This is a genomic window from Lacipirellula sp. (genome assembly GCF_965279485.1).
Lineage (GTDB): Bacteria > Planctomycetota > Planctomycetia > Pirellulales > Lacipirellulaceae > Lacipirellula.
On record NZ_CBDIIC010000002.1, the window covers coordinates 2,475,016 to 2,490,132 of the forward strand.

At 62.3% G+C, this 15,117-nt stretch carries 11 protein-coding genes and 1 tRNA gene; 5 read left to right on the forward strand and 7 right to left on the reverse strand.

From position 1 onward, the window contains the following. Positions 1-13: 13 nt before the first annotated feature. Positions 14-2,218, forward strand: a complete 2,205-nt coding sequence (locus tag ACQY7R_RS17560) for a serine/threonine protein kinase (RefSeq protein WP_428306870.1) — start codon at positions 14-16, stop codon at positions 2,216-2,218. 132 nt (positions 2,219-2,350) lie between these two features. Here ACQY7R_RS17560 and ACQY7R_RS17565 read toward each other — a convergent pair whose 3' ends face one another. Then, positions 2,351-3,865: a sigma 54-interacting transcriptional regulator gene (locus ACQY7R_RS17565; protein ID WP_428306871.1), complete on the reverse strand. Its 1,515-nt coding sequence runs from the start codon at positions 3,863-3,865 to the stop codon at positions 2,351-2,353. Positions 3,866-4,114: 249 nt separating this feature from the next. Between ACQY7R_RS17565 and ACQY7R_RS17570 the strand changes: the two genes are divergently transcribed. Both ACQY7R_RS17570 and rrtA read left to right on the forward strand, forming a co-directional pair. Further along, the gene (locus ACQY7R_RS17570; protein WP_428306872.1) at positions 4,115-6,280 is read left to right on the forward strand and encodes a VIT and vWA domain-containing protein; all 2,166 of its coding nucleotides are present in this window, start codon (positions 4,115-4,117) and stop codon (positions 6,278-6,280) included. A 194-nt stretch (positions 6,281-6,474) separates the two neighbouring features. Further along, positions 6,475-7,161, forward strand: coding sequence for a rhombosortase (gene rrtA / locus ACQY7R_RS17575; RefSeq protein WP_428306873.1), 687 nt, complete (start codon positions 6,475-6,477; stop codon positions 7,159-7,161). A 55-nt stretch (positions 7,162-7,216) separates the two neighbouring features. Here rrtA and ACQY7R_RS17580 read toward each other — a convergent pair. The 4 genes from ACQY7R_RS17580 to ACQY7R_RS17595 all read right to left on the reverse strand — a co-directional run bounded on the left by ACQY7R_RS17580 (position 7,217) and on the right by ACQY7R_RS17595 (position 10,067). Next, a tRNA-His gene (locus tag ACQY7R_RS17580) sits at positions 7,217-7,289 on the reverse strand. A gap of 111 nt (positions 7,290-7,400) precedes the next feature. Next, positions 7,401-7,532 carry a hypothetical protein gene (locus tag ACQY7R_RS17585; protein WP_428306874.1) on the reverse strand — a complete coding sequence of 44 codons (132 nt, stop codon included), beginning with the start codon at positions 7,530-7,532 and terminating at the stop codon, positions 7,401-7,403. 26 nt (positions 7,533-7,558) lie between these two features. Beyond that, positions 7,559-8,800 carry a hypothetical protein gene (locus ACQY7R_RS17590; RefSeq protein WP_428306875.1) on the reverse strand — a complete coding sequence of 414 codons (1,242 nt, stop codon included), beginning with the start codon at positions 8,798-8,800 and terminating at the stop codon, positions 7,559-7,561. 271 nt (positions 8,801-9,071) lie between these two features. Further along, the gene (locus ACQY7R_RS17595) at positions 9,072-10,067 is read right to left on the reverse strand and encodes a sugar phosphate isomerase/epimerase family protein (RefSeq protein ID WP_428306876.1); all 996 of its coding nucleotides are present in this window, start codon (positions 10,065-10,067) and stop codon (positions 9,072-9,074) included. Between the two features lie 396 nt (positions 10,068-10,463). On the opposite strand from ACQY7R_RS17595, the gene ACQY7R_RS17600 reads away from it, so the two are divergent. Together ACQY7R_RS17600 and ACQY7R_RS17605 are read left to right on the forward strand one after the other, a co-directional pair. Next, positions 10,464-11,543, forward strand: coding sequence for a hypothetical protein (locus tag ACQY7R_RS17600; RefSeq protein WP_428306877.1), 1,080 nt, complete (start codon positions 10,464-10,466; stop codon positions 11,541-11,543). Positions 11,544-11,680: 137 nt separating this feature from the next. Beyond that, positions 11,681-12,433 carry a hypothetical protein gene (locus tag ACQY7R_RS17605; protein ID WP_428306878.1) on the forward strand — a complete coding sequence of 251 codons (753 nt, stop codon included), beginning with the start codon at positions 11,681-11,683 and terminating at the stop codon, positions 12,431-12,433. A gap of 131 nt (positions 12,434-12,564) precedes the next feature. On the opposite strand, the gene ACQY7R_RS17610 is transcribed toward ACQY7R_RS17605, so the two are convergent. Both ACQY7R_RS17610 and pepF read right to left on the reverse strand, forming a co-directional pair. Then, positions 12,565-13,128: a hypothetical protein gene (locus tag ACQY7R_RS17610; protein WP_428306879.1), complete on the reverse strand. Its 564-nt coding sequence runs from the start codon at positions 13,126-13,128 to the stop codon at positions 12,565-12,567. Between the two features lie 63 nt (positions 13,129-13,191). Continuing rightward, a complete protein-coding gene (pepF, locus tag ACQY7R_RS17615; RefSeq protein ID WP_428306880.1) occupies positions 13,192-15,042 on the reverse strand; it encodes an oligoendopeptidase F in 1,851 nt (616 codons plus the stop codon). Positions 15,043-15,117: the final 75 nt, after the last annotated feature.

The window sequence follows — 15,117 nt, forward strand, 5'->3', positions numbered from 1 at the left end:
TTCTTCTTCGCCGATGAGCCTCCTCGACCGCTTCCGCCGCAGCACTCACCACGGCAGCAGCCGTGCCCCCGCCGCTCACATGACCTGGGCCGCCCGCAGTGTTTCGCACACGCTCACCAGCACGCGGCTCTTCCTTAAGAAACAGCTTTGGCTGTGGCCGATCATCGCCATCGTGCTGTTGTCGACGCTCGGCTTTGCCGTTCATCATGCGATCGAATCGACGATGAAGGCCAATCTGCATTCGAGTTTGCAGACGCTGCTGAAAGTCGAACGCTCGATGATCGAGCGCTGGATGGCGACGCAGGAGCGCAATGCCGAAGCAATGGCGAACAACGCGCAAACGCGCCGCATCGTCGACGAGTTGCTGACCTCTCTCAAACCCAACGGCGAAGCAACCAACGAAGCCGCAATTGCCAAGCTCCGCGAACAACTCGCCGACAGCCTCGGCCCGGCGATGAACTCCCACCACTACATCGGTTACGTCCTCGTTGATCGCGACCGAAAAACGCAGGCTGCGTCGGAACCCGAGCTCGTCGGCATCGGCGCCCCGGCCGGCATGCAGCAGTTCGTCGACAAAGCGCTCGATGGCGTCGGCAGCGTCTCGGCCCCCTACCCCAGTGTCTCCGCGCTCCGCGAAGCGGACGGCACGCGCCGCACCGGCGTCCCCACGATGATCGTCAGCGCCCCGGTCCGTGACGAAAACTTCCAAGTTATCGCGGCGCTAGGCCTGCGCATTCAACCCGAACGCGACTTCACGCAGTTGTTGCAGCTAGGACGCATCAACGAGTCAGGCGAAACCTACGCCTTCAACAAAGACGGGCTGATGCTCTCCAACAGCCGGTTCGACGACGAGCTGATCTTGCTCGGCGTCCTGCCTGATCAACCCGACGCCCACTCGATTCTCACCGTGCTGGTGCGCGACCCCGGCGGCGACCTCACTTCCGGCTTCCGGCCGAAGATTCGCCGCTCGGAAATGCCGCCGACCGCGGTCGTCGCCGCAGCCGCCGCCGGCAAGAGCGGCATCGATCTCGAGGGCCACAACGACTATCGCGGCGTCCCGTCGGTCGCGGCCTGGACATGGCTTGATAAGTACAACTTCGGCCTCGCCACCGAGGTCGACATGAGCGAAGCCTATGGCCCGCTCTACATTCTCAAGCGAACGTTCTGGGGCCTGCTCGGCCTGTTGATGCTTAGTTCCATCGCGATATTCCTATTCACGCTTCGCGTCGCCCGCCTGCAGCGTGAGGCTCGCGAGGCGGCCGTCGAAGCGAAGCAACTCGGCCAATACAAGCTGGAACAGAAGCTCGGCGCCGGCGCGATGGGCGTCGTCTACAAGGGCCATCACGCGATGCTCCGACGGCCAACGGCGATCAAGCTGCTCGACGCCGCAATCGTCACCGATCAATCGGTCGCTCGCTTCGAGCGCGAGGTGCAAATCACCAGCCAGTTGACGCACCCCAACACGGTGCAAATCTTCGACTTCGGCCGCACGCCCGAAGGGGTCTTCTACTACGCGATGGAGTACCTCGAAGGGATCGATCTGCAGACGCTGGTCGAGCGCTACGGCCCGCAACCTGCCGGTCGAGTGATCCACCTGATGCGGCAAATGTGTGGGTCGCTTTACGAAGCGCACTCGAAGGGACTCGTTCATCGCGACGTCAAGCCGGCGAATCTGTTCCTCACCCGCCGCGGCGGCGAGTCGGACGTGGTGAAGGTGCTCGACTTCGGTCTCGTGAAAGCCCGCGAAGAACAGCGCGACGGCGACGACCGCGCGATGGCGGGGACGCCCCTCTACATGTCGCCCGAAGCGATTCAGATGCCTAGTTCCGTCGATGGCTGTAGCGACATCTACGCCGTCGGAGCCGTCGGCTACTTCTTGCTAACGGGCCGCACGGTGTTCGAAGCGACGTCGGTCGTTGAACTGTGCGACAAGCACATGAACGAGCAGCCGGTCGCGCCCTCGGTACGGCTGGGGCAGCCGGTGCCGGTGGAGTTGGAAGAGGCGATTCTCGCATGCCTGGAGAAGTCGCGATCGAAGCGGCCGCAAACGGCCCGCGATCTCGCGCAACGCTTGGCCCGCTCGCCGGCCGCAGCGGAGTGGTCGATCGAGCAAGCCGAAGTCTGGTGGAGCCGCCACGACCGCGGCCAAGCGGGGCCGGTGGTAAACGCGGGGGCGCCGACGCTGAGCAAGGATCTCGAAGCGACGATTGCACGCTAGGCCCCCTCTCCCCCGCGGGGAGAGGTTAGGTGAGGGGCGCCTCGTTCCCACGCTCCGCGTGGGAACGGGAAGGTCGACGCTCTGCGTCGCGAGCCTTATCGATCACCGCTCCGGCGGGTCGTTGACCCGCGGCTACTCGGCGAGTTTCTTCTTCACCGTGCGCCAATCGAGCCCCGTTCGCTTCGCCGTCTGCTCGTAGCTGCCGCAGTGATCGTGCACGATCCGGCAATAGCGCCGCAACAGTTCCTCCGCAGTCAACTCGCCGCCGCGGATCGCCCGCGCCGTCGACTCCCACTCGCCGCTTGCCGCCTTAGCGCTCACCGCCGGCGTGTACGCCCCATGGATCATCACGTTCCGGAAGCATTGCTCCAGCTCCCGCACATTCCCCGGCCAAGTGTAGCGCGGACCAAGATGCTTGTTGATCCACTCAGCAACCTCCGCCGCTAACGGTTCAGCCTCCTCCGGCGCTACGCGGCGGGCACTCACCAACAGCAAATGTTCGAGATCCTCCGGCGATTCGTCCAACTGTTCCCGCAGCGTCGGCGTCGTGATCCGATCCGCGCACAGACGATAGTAAAAATCTTCGCGGAACCGGCCGGCGTCGATCTCCGCCACCAGATCGCGATTCGTCGCCGCGATCACCTTCCCCGGGAACCGCCGCTCGACCGTATCGCCCAGGCGCTGGAACGTGCGACTCTGCAGCACGCGGAGCAGCTTCACTTGGATCGACGCATCGAGTTCACCAATCTCGTCGAGGAACACAGCCCCATGCGCCGGGCACGTTTCCAGCCAGCCGACGCGATCGGCAACAGCGCCAGTAAAGGCTCCGCGGCGATGTCCGAACAATTCCGATTCGATGAGCGTCGGCGATAGGGCCGACAAATTCACCGGATGGAACCCAGCGCAAAAGTCTTCCACGAACCGGCCGCGATTGGCATCGAACGGAATGTAGCGCGACAGACCAATCGCCCGCGCCACCAGTTCCTTGCCCGTACCCGACGGACCGGTGATCAGAGTCGTCACGTCGCCGAGGCAGCGGTAGATCGATCGTTGATAACGACGCAAGTCATGCGTGAAGATCGACTCCCAAATCATGCTGCGCAACCGCGCCGCTGCAGGAGATCGCCCGACGATGAAAAAGTAGACGTGAAAGAACGCACGGCGAAACTGAAAGTAGCACGCGAGCATGTGGGTCGGGTCGTAACTAATGCCCAGCTGCCGTCCGCCCGGGGTGAAATAGCGCGTGACGTCGTCGCTGAACTTCCGCCAAAAGCGGACCTGCGTCGCCGGCTCGCCGGCGTGCGCGGCTTCGATCATCTGCTGGAACTCGATGCGGTAATCATCGAACAGGTGATAGAGCACCGCGTCTGAGTAAAGCTCGATCTCGCTCGGCTCCGCCTTCACGCCCTCGGCCAGCCGGGCGCTCGCCTCTCGGACAAGCGTCGCCGTGAGGGCTGAGATTCGCGCGTGGTTCTGATCGGGCGTCGTCGCGGCGAGTTGCAAACTCCAAACGGCCTGCGCGCCGCTGAATTCGTCGCCGAGGATCTCGCGTTCCCATTCGATCCGTTGCGAGTGAAACGGATTGGCGTACCCCAACTTTGCGATGGCTTCCGCAAGACGACGCTGAGCTGGATTGAAGAGCGACATAGGGCTGCTCGAGGGGCGCTACATTGAATGCCGGCCAGGCCGACATCAATTGTAGCCCACCGTCACCATCCGACTTCACCCAAGCGACGCCAATTCGCCGCAAACCAATACTACAAAAAGGCTTATGCCATACAGCCTCTTCTGGCCCAAGCATTGCGTTAGCCCGCAATGGCTGCGGAGGTCGCCGTGACCTGCCGCCCGCCGCGGATTGAGTCGCGGCCCACTCCCTCCCGCCTTGGAGCCCCTCCCATGCTCACTCGAGAAGTGAAATCGGTCGCCATCGCCGCGCTCGCGGCAGTCGCCGCCATCGCGATGATGGCCCTCGCCACCCCCGTCTTTGCCGCCGGCCAGCTCATCGCCGACGGCGGCCTCGGCGGCGTCCTCGAAACCAAAGAGCACGACGTCCGCGTCGTCGTCAACAACGGCATCGCCGTCACGGAAGTCGAGCAAGTCTTCGTCAACAAGGAAGACCGCATCGTCGAAGCCCTCTACGTCTTCCCCGTGCCGAAGAGCGCCAGCGTCGCCAACTTCAGCATGTGGATCAACGGCAAGGAAATGATCGGCGAAGTCGTCGAGAAAGAGCGAGCCCGCGAAATCTACAACAGCTACAAGCAAGTCAAACGTGACCCCGGCCTACTCGAACAGGTGAACTACAAACGCTTCGAGATGCGGATCTTCCCCATCCCCGCCCGCGGCGAACAACGGGTGAAGGTAACGTACTACCAGGAACTCGAAGTCGATCACGATTGGGCGACCTACGTCTATCCGCTCGCGACGCTCGCCGACAATCAGAAAGTCGACGAGCGGACCACCGGCCGCTTCTCCTTCTCACTCGAAGCGAAGAGCGAAGTTCCGATCACGGCGATGGAAAGCCCCTCGCATGGCGACGACTTCGTGATCGCTCAGCACAGCGACGCCTACTCGCAAGCCAGCCTCGAAGTCGACGGCGGCGACCTTAGTCGCGACGTCGTCGTCTCCTACCGACTGCAACGCCCACAGTCGGGCATCGATCTCATTACCTCGAAGGAAGCCGGCGACGACGGTTACTTCATGATGACGATCACCGCCGGCCAGGAACTTGAGCAACAAGAAAAAGGCATGGACTACGTCTTCGTCCTCGACGTCTCCGGCAGTATGGCGCTCGACGGCAAGCTCGGCACGTCGCGCCGCTCGATCGAATCGTTCATCGAAGCTCTCGGCCCGGAAGATCGAATGGAGGTGATGACGTTCAACTTGCAGCCGAACTTGCTCTTCAAAGAACTGAAGTCAGCCGATGAAGCCGCCCACGCAGCAGCGAAAGAGTTCCTGCAATCGCAACAAGCCCGCGGCGGCACGATCCTCCGTCCTGCCCTGCAAACGGCTTACAAGTATCGCGATACCGACCGTCAACTGAACGTCGTCCTTCTCTCGGACGGCATCACCGAAGCGGGCGAACATCGCGAATTGCTGCAGCTGATCGCCGATCGTCCGGCCGGCTCCCGCGTCTTTTCGATCGGCGTCGGCAACGAAGTGAATAAGCCGCTCTTGGAGCAAATCGCCCGCGAATCGGGCGGCCTAGCCGCGTTCCTGTCACCGGGCGACGACTTCCAGCGGCAAGCCCAGGCATTCCGTCGCAAGCTGACCCGCCCGGCGATGTCGCAGCTCAACCTCCAGTTCGCCGGCGTCGATGTGTACGACGTCGAACCGCAAGAACTCCCCGACCTCTACCACGGTTCGCCGGTGCGAGTCTTCGGCCGCTACCGCGACGGCGGCAAGCTGCAGGTGAGCATGAACGCTGAAGTCCTCGGCAAACCGGTCGACGAGTCGTTCGACGCGACGCTCCCCGAGGTCGACGACGCCAATCCCGAAATCGAACGGACCTGGGCGTCGCATCGCGTCGAACGTCTGATGAACGACGAGCGCCGTAGCGGCTCGCCCGGTTCGCTCCGCAATCAGATCGTCGAACTTTGCGAAGGCTACTCGATCGTCAGCGAGTATGCGTCGTTTATCGTGCTGGAGAATGACGCCGAGTATCAACGCTGGTCGATCGAGCGGAAGAACGAAGCCCGCATGGCACGCGACGGCGCCGCTTTGCAGTCGCGTCGCGAAGCGCTCCAGCAACTGCGAGAAGAAGCGCTCGCACAACTTGGTCCGGAGGGAGTTGCGAAGCGGGTCGATGAAGTCGCTCAATCGACCCCGAATAAGTCGAGCCAACCGCTCGCTGCGAATAGCCCAGTGACGCAGAACAACGCGCCGGCCCCGCGGGAGTCGCGTGGCTTTGACTTCAACACGGGCAACGCCCCGCGAAATAGCGGAGGCGGTGGTGGCGGCGCCACCGATCCGCTCACTGGCGGCCTGCTACTAGTCATCGGCGGCTGGGGGGCCTGGACGTGCCGGCCACGACGGCCGCGCGTTGGCTTCGACCCCGCCGCGTAACGAAGTGGAGTGGTGAGGATGGCGGCGACCGGCGCTGTGGCTGGCTGGTTGCTCTCCGGCCCAGCACACGGCGCCGCCATCCTGTTTTTTTGAAGAGCTGTCAGCGATCAGCTCTCAGCAGTCAGCAATTCAGTCACTTACTCACTTAAGCACCTACTCACCGGCCCACGCCATTCACCATCAATAACGCTCCCATGAACACCACCACTTCCCACAACGCCGCCAGCACTCCGTCAACTACTCTGCCGCTCCCTACGCTGCAGCGTCCCGAACCTGCCAAGTTCCGCGGCGGCGGCTTGCTGCTGCTCGCCATCGTCGGCATGGCGGTCATCGCGTGGGCTACGCCGCTCGCTGGCGAAGGTTGGGAATTCAACCGCCAAGCGATCGCCAACGGCGAGTGGAGCCGGCTGCTCACCGGGCACCTCGTCCACTGGAACTTCGACCATCTGCTCTGGGACGCGGCCACGTTCCTAGTGCTCGGCGTCGCGTGTCTCTGGCGGAGCGTCGGCCGCACGGTGGCGACGCTGCTCGCCGCCGCCGTGGCGATCTCGGGCGCCATTTTCTTCCTGCAGCCGGAAATCGAAACCTACCGCGGCCTCAGCGGCCTCGATTCGGCGCTCTTCACGCTGCTCGTCGCCAGCCTCTGGCGGGAATCTCGACGCGATGGCCGCGGCTGGCTGAGCGTCGCCGCCCCGTTCGCCCTGGCGGCCTTCCTCGCGAAGGCGGCGTACGAAACCGCCACGGGGGCCACGCTGTTCGTTGACAGCGGCGAGGCGGGCTTCATTCCGCTGGCGTCGGCCCACCTCATCGGCGGAGTCGTCGGCGCCGCGATCGCCCTGTTCCCTGTGAACCATTCAGCCAGTGCCGCTCACTACGCCTGAGCGGCACAAAAAAAGGCCGCTGGACGACGCAAACGTCGCCCAGCGGCCTGGAAAGGGTGGCTAACGGGGATCGAACCCGTGACCTCCAGAATCACAATCTGGCGCTCTGCCAATTGAGCTATAGCCACCGCAATCGGAACGCTCGATGGTAATCGCTCGCCCCGGGGGCGGTCAACGTACGGATCGGCCGCCAAAGGGCGACTGCACCGACAATTCCCCGTGAAATCCAGCCAGTCGCCTTAGCGAGGCCGGAAATACTTCAAAATTCCAATCCCGATGCCAACTCCCAGCCCGACGCCGATTCCGCCCAGAAACAGGGCCAAGCCAAGCGGGTATTCGGCGGTTGTTACGTGGGCGAGCAGCGGCATCATAGGAGGGATCCAAGTGGCAGGAAGGTTCAGGGGGCGAGAACGGCGGTTACCGGCAGGCTTTCCATAAACTGCTGGTACTGGCGATCGAGGTCGCCCGCTGATTTCCCGCACAGTTCGGGGAGCGAGCCGGCTTCGTCCCGCCCAGCATAAATCAGGCGGAGGAGTTCCCGAAAGGGGCGCCGGTAGGCCCCGTCCTCGCCATCGATGAAAAACGACGCCAACCCCGCCGACTGGCTGTAGAGCGGCGCGATGTCGGGCCGCCCCTGCAATTCGGTCATTCCCAAAGCCGCGAGCTCCGCTAGCGGCACGTAGTAATTGTCGGTCACGCGGCGATGGCGAGCCGCCGGAATCCGCCCCGCATCGGGTTTGCCGATCGCGAAGGCCTGCCCGCCCGCGAGCTTCGACGCGAGCTGCTTCAACTCCTGCAGCGTCTCGAAGTAGCACGCCACCCCTTCGACCGCCCAGGCATTGGCCGTCGCCGCGAGGTTTCGCGTCGGCTTCGACGATGACTCGTAGAAGAACTGGTGGACCGCCTCGTGGGCGATCGTGCCGGGATCTTGATCGTCGCCGGCGAAGAAGTGCGACTCCCGCTCGCGATCGAAGTAGATGCCGAGCGTCATCCCAATCTGCGGCTGGCGACGGACGAGGGCGTCGTTGTACTCATCACGAGTGCGGTGGTAGACGACCTTCATCGGCCGGCGCAGGAAGCCGTCGGTTTCTTTGCCATCGAGGCGGGCCTGCAGTTCTTCCGTCGTGAGCGAGAACTCGCCGAAGAGTTGCCGCCAGAGTTGATAGAGCGATTCCAAACGAATCGCAAGATCCGCCGCGGCGGCGCGGTCGACGTTGGTGATCACCTGGAAGTGATCGGTCCGCACCGTCCAGCCATGCTCAATCGACCGGTGACGCTCGGCATCCTCAGCGGCAGTGATCCACTTCTTGCCCCAGGGGCGGAGACCTTGCTCGTAGTTGTCGGCATGCTCGGCTTTGATCCAACCGTGGTCGCGACTCCAAACGTGGCCGGTGCCGAGCATGTGTTGGGCGTACTTGCCGGCCCACTGGTCGCCGACGCGCTGATAGCCGAGCAAGCGACGTGCGTCGGTATGATCTGGATCGAGCGCGACCGCTTGGCACGCCTGTTGAATCGCCACGCTGACGTCGCCCGCCTCGACAGCGGCACGAGCCTTCGCAAAGGCCGTCTCCGCTGCGGCCTTCGCCGAAGCCGTTATCTCCTGCGTCGCGCCGGTGCTGTTGTAAACATCACTAGGCACAAACAACAGCGAGCCGGGGCGTCCCGCCCCCGGCGCCTCTTCCCCCCAACAAGGCGCAGCCGCCACCCCCACGCAAGCAGCGATTAGCAAAAACAACCAGCGGCAAGGTCGAGCAAGTGGCACGCCTCTATTTTAGCATGCCCCCAGTAGCCGCCGGTCAACGACCGGCCGGAGCGGTGATAGCGGGGTTTTCCGTTGAGACAGTGGCTCAAACGACAGTCGCTCCGGCGGCTTGTTGAGCCGCGGCTACCACTTGCACAATTGCGCCGTCCTACCGATCGAACGCCGCGTCGAACGCCACGTTGCTCGGCGAGAAATCAAGCTTCCGCAGGAACTCGCACGCCTCGCGGGCGCCATGCTGGCGTTCCATGCCGCTGTCTTCCCACTCGACCGACAGCGGGCCGTCATACTTGATGGCGTTGAGCGCCCGAATGATCTCTTCAAAATTCACGCCGCCGCGACCGGGCGAACGGAAGTCCCAACCGCGACGCGGATCGCCGAAGTTGAGATGGCTTGCCAAGATGCCGCTACGGCCGTTGAGCGTGACGATCGCGTCCTTGACGTGAACGTGATAGATCCGGTCGGGGAACTCACGGATGAACTCCACCGGATCGATGCCTTGCCAAATGAGATGACTCGGGTCGAAGTTGAAACCAAACTCTTCGCGATTGCCGACGGCCTCGAGCGCTCGCCGCGCCGTGTGGATGTCGAACGCGATTTCAGTGGGATGAACTTCCAGCGCGAAGCGGACGCCGCACTCGCCGAAGACGTCGAGAATCGGATTCCAACGATCGGCGAACTGCTGGAAGCCCGCTTCAATCATCGACTCCGGCACCGGCGGGAACGAGTAGAGGTACGGCCAGATGCTCGACCCGGTGAAGCCGTTCACCACGCCGACACCGAGCTTCTGCGCGGCGCGGGCAGTCGCCTTCATCTCTTCGGCGGCCCGCTTGTTGACGCCTTCCGGCTTCCCATCACCCCACACGTGCGGCGGGAGGATCGACTTGTGACGCTCGTCGATCACGTCGCACACCGCTTGGCCGACGAGGTGATTGCTGATCGCGTGGCACTGCAGGCCGAAGCGATCGAGTTGCTCGCGCTTCGCGGCGATGTAACCCGGATCGGAAGTCGCCTTCGCCACGTCGAAGTGATCGCCCCAGCAGGCGAGCTCGTTGCCGTCGTAACCAAACTCGCGGGTCAGGCGGCCAAGTTCTTCAAACGGCAAATCGGCCCACTGGCCGGTGAACAGAGTGACGGGGCGCGCCATGATTCGCGTGGCTCCTGCAGGATAAGATCGGAAAGCCGCATTGTCGTCAATTTCCCGGCGGTCGCAACCGGCCGCCGCCACCGCAGCAGCCGCCGGCCAACGACCGGCCGGAGCGATCGACGCAGGGTTCAAAGAATGGGACGCGGATGAACGCGGATCGCATTTCTCCAAACGACGAACACCTGCAAGCAATCCCTCTATTTTTTAATTCGCGAACATCCGCCAAATCAGCGAAAATTCGCGTCCTATTCGTCGAACTTCGATCGCCCTCTTATCACCGCTCCGGCGGCTCGTTGAGCCGCGGCTACTGCGGAACGGTGCGATATTTCCGAATGCTATAATTTCTCCAATGTAGCGAAGAGATTGAACCGCCAAGGTTCTCCAAGGAATTCTGAAATGACTGAACCACGAAATAATTTCTATCAGCGTCTATCGGCGTTCATCTGCAGTTCCATCCTCTTCTTTTCCGCCAACGCAGTCGCCCGCGCCGCGTTGCCGATCGACATCGAAGTCGCCGCCGAATCGGGCGCCCCGTTCGGCGCGATGCAAGATTGGGGCAAGCTCCTCAACGGCATGGATCTCTACCGCGTCCGACTCCGCGGCGCCAATGGCGGCGACGAACCTTCCGTGAAAGCGACCGGCGAAGGGGAGAGCCAACGCTTCAAACTCGTCGGCCTCCTCAATCGTCGCGATCAACTCGTGCTGCCGGGCGGGACGTTTGCCGTGACCGATCGTGCGCGGCTGCAAGCCTATTTTGAATCGCTGCCGGAGAAGTCGGCCGAGCAGGGAGTCGAACGCGGAATTTTCGGGCTGACCAAGCAACAATTCGAAGGTCTGTACGAAGAACTATCGCCGCCAGTGACGATCAGCACCAAAGGGATGAAGCCCGCAGCGATCGTCACGGCACTGAAGGCTGGATTGTCGACGCCGCTGGTGATCGACGCCGCGGCGCAAGCGGCGCTCAACGCCGCGCCGCCGCTTAACGGAGAACTCAAAGGATTGTCGACCGGCACGGCGCTCGCCATCGCGCTACGACCGGCGACGCTCACGATATTTCCGGAACAAAAACTCGGCCAACCGCTGACGCTGCGAGTCATTCCCGCCTCGCGCGAACGCCGCGGCTGGCCAGCTGGTTGGAAACCGGCGAAGGCCGACCGCGAAACCGTGCCTGGGATGTATCGGTTCACGAACATTGAAATTTCCGGATACACGCTGGCCGAGGCGCTCGAAGCACTCGGTCCCGCCATGGGAGTGCCGCTGCTGTTCGACGAACGGGTGCTCGCCGTCCGCAAGATCGATCCCGCGAAGGTCGACGTCGAGTTGAAGCACGGCAAGCGTTATATCCGCCGTGCAGTCGACCAGGTCCTCAGCAAAGGCCGGTTGGTGGGCGACCTGCGCGTCGATGAGGCGGAAAAACCGTTCTACTGGATTACGCAGTTCGGACCTGATAGCCTGCCAGCGGCGGCAGCGAAGTAAGCGTGATGATGCGATTGCATCCCTAGCCCCTGGCTCCGCCAGGGGGTCGGCATCCAGTACGCAACGCTTCCCATTACGCCACGCCACCCCCGGGCAGAGCCCGGGGCTAGTTTAGAGGCACTCCAGGAATCGACTGAATGGCTCACCCCAGCGTCCGCTCGTTGCTTCCGCTCTCGTGGCAAGTCCCCGACGAGTTCCATCGCCGGTTGGGCGATCAGCCGGGTCGCCAGCGGACGATGAAGGCCGACGGCCATTTGCTCGTCATTCTCCACGCCCCGCCGAAGCCAGACGAACCAGAGCGTGAGGGCCGTTTCTTCTGGCGCGACGCCAACGGCCAGTGGACGCCTCCCGGCACGGCGCCGAGCCAGCCCGGCGTCGGCCAATTGCTCGCCGAATACGAGCGGATGATCGACCGTCTGCAAGACGCCGAGGACCAGGCGAAGACGGCGCGCGAGTACTTCAACTTGCTCAACCAACTCAACCCGCTGGTGCGAACAACGCGCAACTTGCACGAAGCGCTGCAAGATGCACGCGAAGCGGCGCCAGACGATCGACAGTTGCTGCTGTGGCGCGACCGGGCTTACGCGCTGGCTCGCTCCGCAGAGCTCCTGCACAACGATTCGAAAACGGCTCTCGACTTCGCCGTTGCCCAGCGGGCTGAGGAAGAAGCCGAATCGAGTCGCCGCGCCGCGACGGCCGCCTATCGGCTCAACACACTCGTCGCCTGCTTCTTTCCGGTGGCGACGCTGGCGGCAATCTTCGGCGTCAACCTGCACCACGGCATGGAAGTGTGGGACGAAAAATACGCCCCGCTGCCGATGGTCGCCATCCTCGGCGGCGGGCTTTTGATCGGCGTCGTTCTGATGTTGTTTATCAATCGGAAGAGTTGATTGCGTAGCAGCATCGCGCAGCAGCTCCGACCTAGCTAGGTCGGGGCTAGCAACATGTCTTCGTAATCCTCATCGCTTTCAAAGCCCGCACTTTGCCGCGACTTCTGCGTGCTGAATTAAAATTGGCACGACTAATCCGTCTGTCTCACTTCAACGAAGACATTGGGGATCGTAGCCCTCAATTGATCAACGCGTTTCTTGTCGGCAATGTAACTGAAATAGACTTTTTTCAGATTTGGGAACGTCGCGAGCAGTTGAATGCCTTCGTCGGAGAGCAACGTTGAATCAAAAGAAAGTTCTTCGATCGAGGTCGACCCCTGAAGGGCTGACAGGAGATTCTCGACGTCGGTGCAGGAGTAAGCGCAAATCGTCTTTAACTTTGACAGTTTGCCTGCAGGAGTCATGTCGACGTCGTGAAAGTTGATCGAGTTCAGGTTGAGTTCGACCAACTCTTCAACGGACTCTTCATCCTCCGCAAGCTTATTAATAACTTCCGGTTCCATGATGACATGGGCGATTGAGCTACGCTTAGCTTCGTTGAACATCGATTCAACTCTGGCTGCGCGTTGTCTCTCCACCGCGCGCGGCCCAAGGACCATTCCAGCCACAAAAAGGGCGCCGAGCAGCACAACCGCTACCCCAGCGGCGACGAGGCATCCTCGGGCGGGGAAACTGAGTGTCTCTTCGTCTGCCATCAGAGACGCCGTTGCCGCCGAGCGGCGTTGTTGGCGTTCCCGCGCAGAGCGTGGGAACGAGGGCTACAGCAGTTCGTCAAGTTCCTTCACTAGCGATTCGAAGCGGTCGAGCGCCGCGGCCACCGAGGCAGGCGTCGTCATATCAACGCCCGCGTCCTTCAGCAGGTCGAGCGGATCCTTGGAGCAGCCTCCCTTGAGGAACGATAGGTAATCGTTTAGCTCTTGCTTGCCGCCGTTGAGCACGCGCTCGCTCAGCGCGATCGCCGCCGAGAGGCCGGTGGCGTACTTGTAAACGTAAAACGCCCGGTAGAAGTGCGGGATGCGGAAACATTCGAGCTTCAGCTCGTCGTCGATCGCGAAGTCGGGGCCGAAGTAGAGCGACAGCAAATCGCCGTAGATCTTCTGGAACGCGTCGACGGTGAGCGGCTCGCCCGCTTCGGCTGATTCGTGGATCAGCTTTTCGAACTCGGCGAACATCGTTTGGCGGATGATCGTGCCGCGGATCGCATCGATGTCGCGGTTGATCAGGTAGGCTCGTTCTTCCTTAGTCTTTGCGTCATCCATCAGCTTGCGGCTGAGGAGTTGCTCGTTGAACGTGCTGGCCACCTCAGCAACGAAGATCACGTAGTCGTAGTAGATAAACGGCTGCGTCTTCGATGAGTAGTAGCTGTGCATCGAGTGGCCCGCCTCGTGGGCGAGCGTGAAGACATGGTCGAGCACCGTCGGCTGGTAGTTCATCAGGATGTAGGGCGCGCCGTCGAAGCTGCCGCAGCTAAAGGCGCCGCTCTGCTTGCCGCGATTCGGGTAGCGATCGCACCAGCGGGCGGTGGTGAGCCCCTTCTCCAGCACGCTGCAGTACTCGTCGCCAAGCGGCGTGAGCGAGCTCATTACGGCGTCGACGCCCTGCTTCCAGTTGCGGGTCTGATCGAGGTCGCTGAGGATCGGCACGTAGGTGTCGTACTGATGGATCTTCTTCAGCTTCATCTTCCGCTTCCGCAGATCGAAGTAGCGGTAGAGGGCCGGCAGGCGGCGGTGGACTTCCTCGATGAGGTTGTCGTAGACCGACATCGGGACGTTGTCGGGGAACAGGGCCGAGGCGCGAGCGCTCGTGTAGCCGCGGGCCTTTGCGTAGTAAACGTCGCGCTGCACCGAGCCGCCGAGTGTCGCCGCTAGTGTGTTCTGATGAGCGGCGAAGACGTCGTAGTATTGGTGGAACGCCGTTTTGCGAACCTCGCGGTTCGATGAGTGGAGGAGCGCCGAGAAAGACGAGTGCGAGAGCTCGACCTCGTCGCCGCTCTCATCCTTCACCATGCCGAACTTCAGGTCGGCGTCGTTCAGCTGGCGGAAGATGCGGTTCGAGGCGTCCGACATTTCGCTCTGCATCGCGAGCAGCCGTTCTTCGCCGTCGCTGAGCGTATGGGGCTTGTAGCGTTGAATCCGCTCGAGGACGAGCTTGTAGTGGGCCAGCTCCTTCGAGGCCGTGTACTCCTTCATCTTTTTCGCGGGGATCGCGAGGATCTCCGGACGGATGAAGCTGGCGGCCTGGCTCGCCTCGCTGCCAGCGTGCTGCTGGCGGCCTTTCATGCGTTGGTAATTACTGCTGGCCTGATCTTCGGTCGACTTGAGAAAAGCGTAGGTGCCGAGCCGTTCGCCGACGCGATCGAACTCTTCGTCGAACTTCAAACAGGCGGCCAGCTGCTTCGGCCCATCGGCGAGCGTGCCGCGGAACTTCTCGAACTTCGGAATGAGCTTCTTCCACTTCTCGAAGGCGGCTTCCCACTCTTCGTCGCTCTTGAAGAGCGAGTCGAGATCCCAGGTATCTTCGACCTTCACCTTTTCACGAGCCGGCAAGGTCTTGGCCTTCGGCTTGGCGGACGATTTGGCTTTGGGAGACTTAGCTTTGGAAGTGGCCATAAGATGCTCGTTAAAAGTAGCCGCGGCTCAACGAGCCGCTGGAGCGGCACTCGTTAGACGTGGCCGAGATGATGC

What these genes read in the sequence shown, in the direction of transcription:
- ACQY7R_RS17560 (WP_428306870.1), top strand. Translation starts at nt 14, where the DNA reads ATGAGCCTCCTCGACCGCTTCCGCCGCAGCACTCACCACGGCAGCAGC.
- ACQY7R_RS17565 (WP_428306871.1), bottom strand. Translation starts at nt 3,865, where the DNA reads ATGTCGCTCTTCAATCCAGCTCAGCGTCGTCTTGCGGAAGCCATCGCA.
- ACQY7R_RS17570 (WP_428306872.1), top strand. Translation starts at nt 4,115, where the DNA reads ATGCTCACTCGAGAAGTGAAATCGGTCGCCATCGCCGCGCTCGCGGCA.
- rrtA (WP_428306873.1), top strand. Translation starts at nt 6,475, where the DNA reads ATGAACACCACCACTTCCCACAACGCCGCCAGCACTCCGTCAACTACT.
- ACQY7R_RS17585 (WP_428306874.1), bottom strand. Translation starts at nt 7,532, where the DNA reads ATGATGCCGCTGCTCGCCCACGTAACAACCGCCGAATACCCGCTTGGC.
- ACQY7R_RS17595 (WP_428306876.1), bottom strand. Translation starts at nt 10,067, where the DNA reads ATGGCGCGCCCCGTCACTCTGTTCACCGGCCAGTGGGCCGATTTGCCG.
- ACQY7R_RS17600 (WP_428306877.1), top strand. Translation starts at nt 10,464, where the DNA reads ATGACTGAACCACGAAATAATTTCTATCAGCGTCTATCGGCGTTCATC.
- ACQY7R_RS17605 (WP_428306878.1), top strand. Translation starts at nt 11,681, where the DNA reads ATGGCTCACCCCAGCGTCCGCTCGTTGCTTCCGCTCTCGTGGCAAGTC.
- ACQY7R_RS17610 (WP_428306879.1), bottom strand. Translation starts at nt 13,128, where the DNA reads ATGGCAGACGAAGAGACACTCAGTTTCCCCGCCCGAGGATGCCTCGTC.
- pepF (WP_428306880.1), bottom strand. Translation starts at nt 15,042, where the DNA reads ATGGCCACTTCCAAAGCTAAGTCTCCCAAAGCCAAATCGTCCGCCAAG.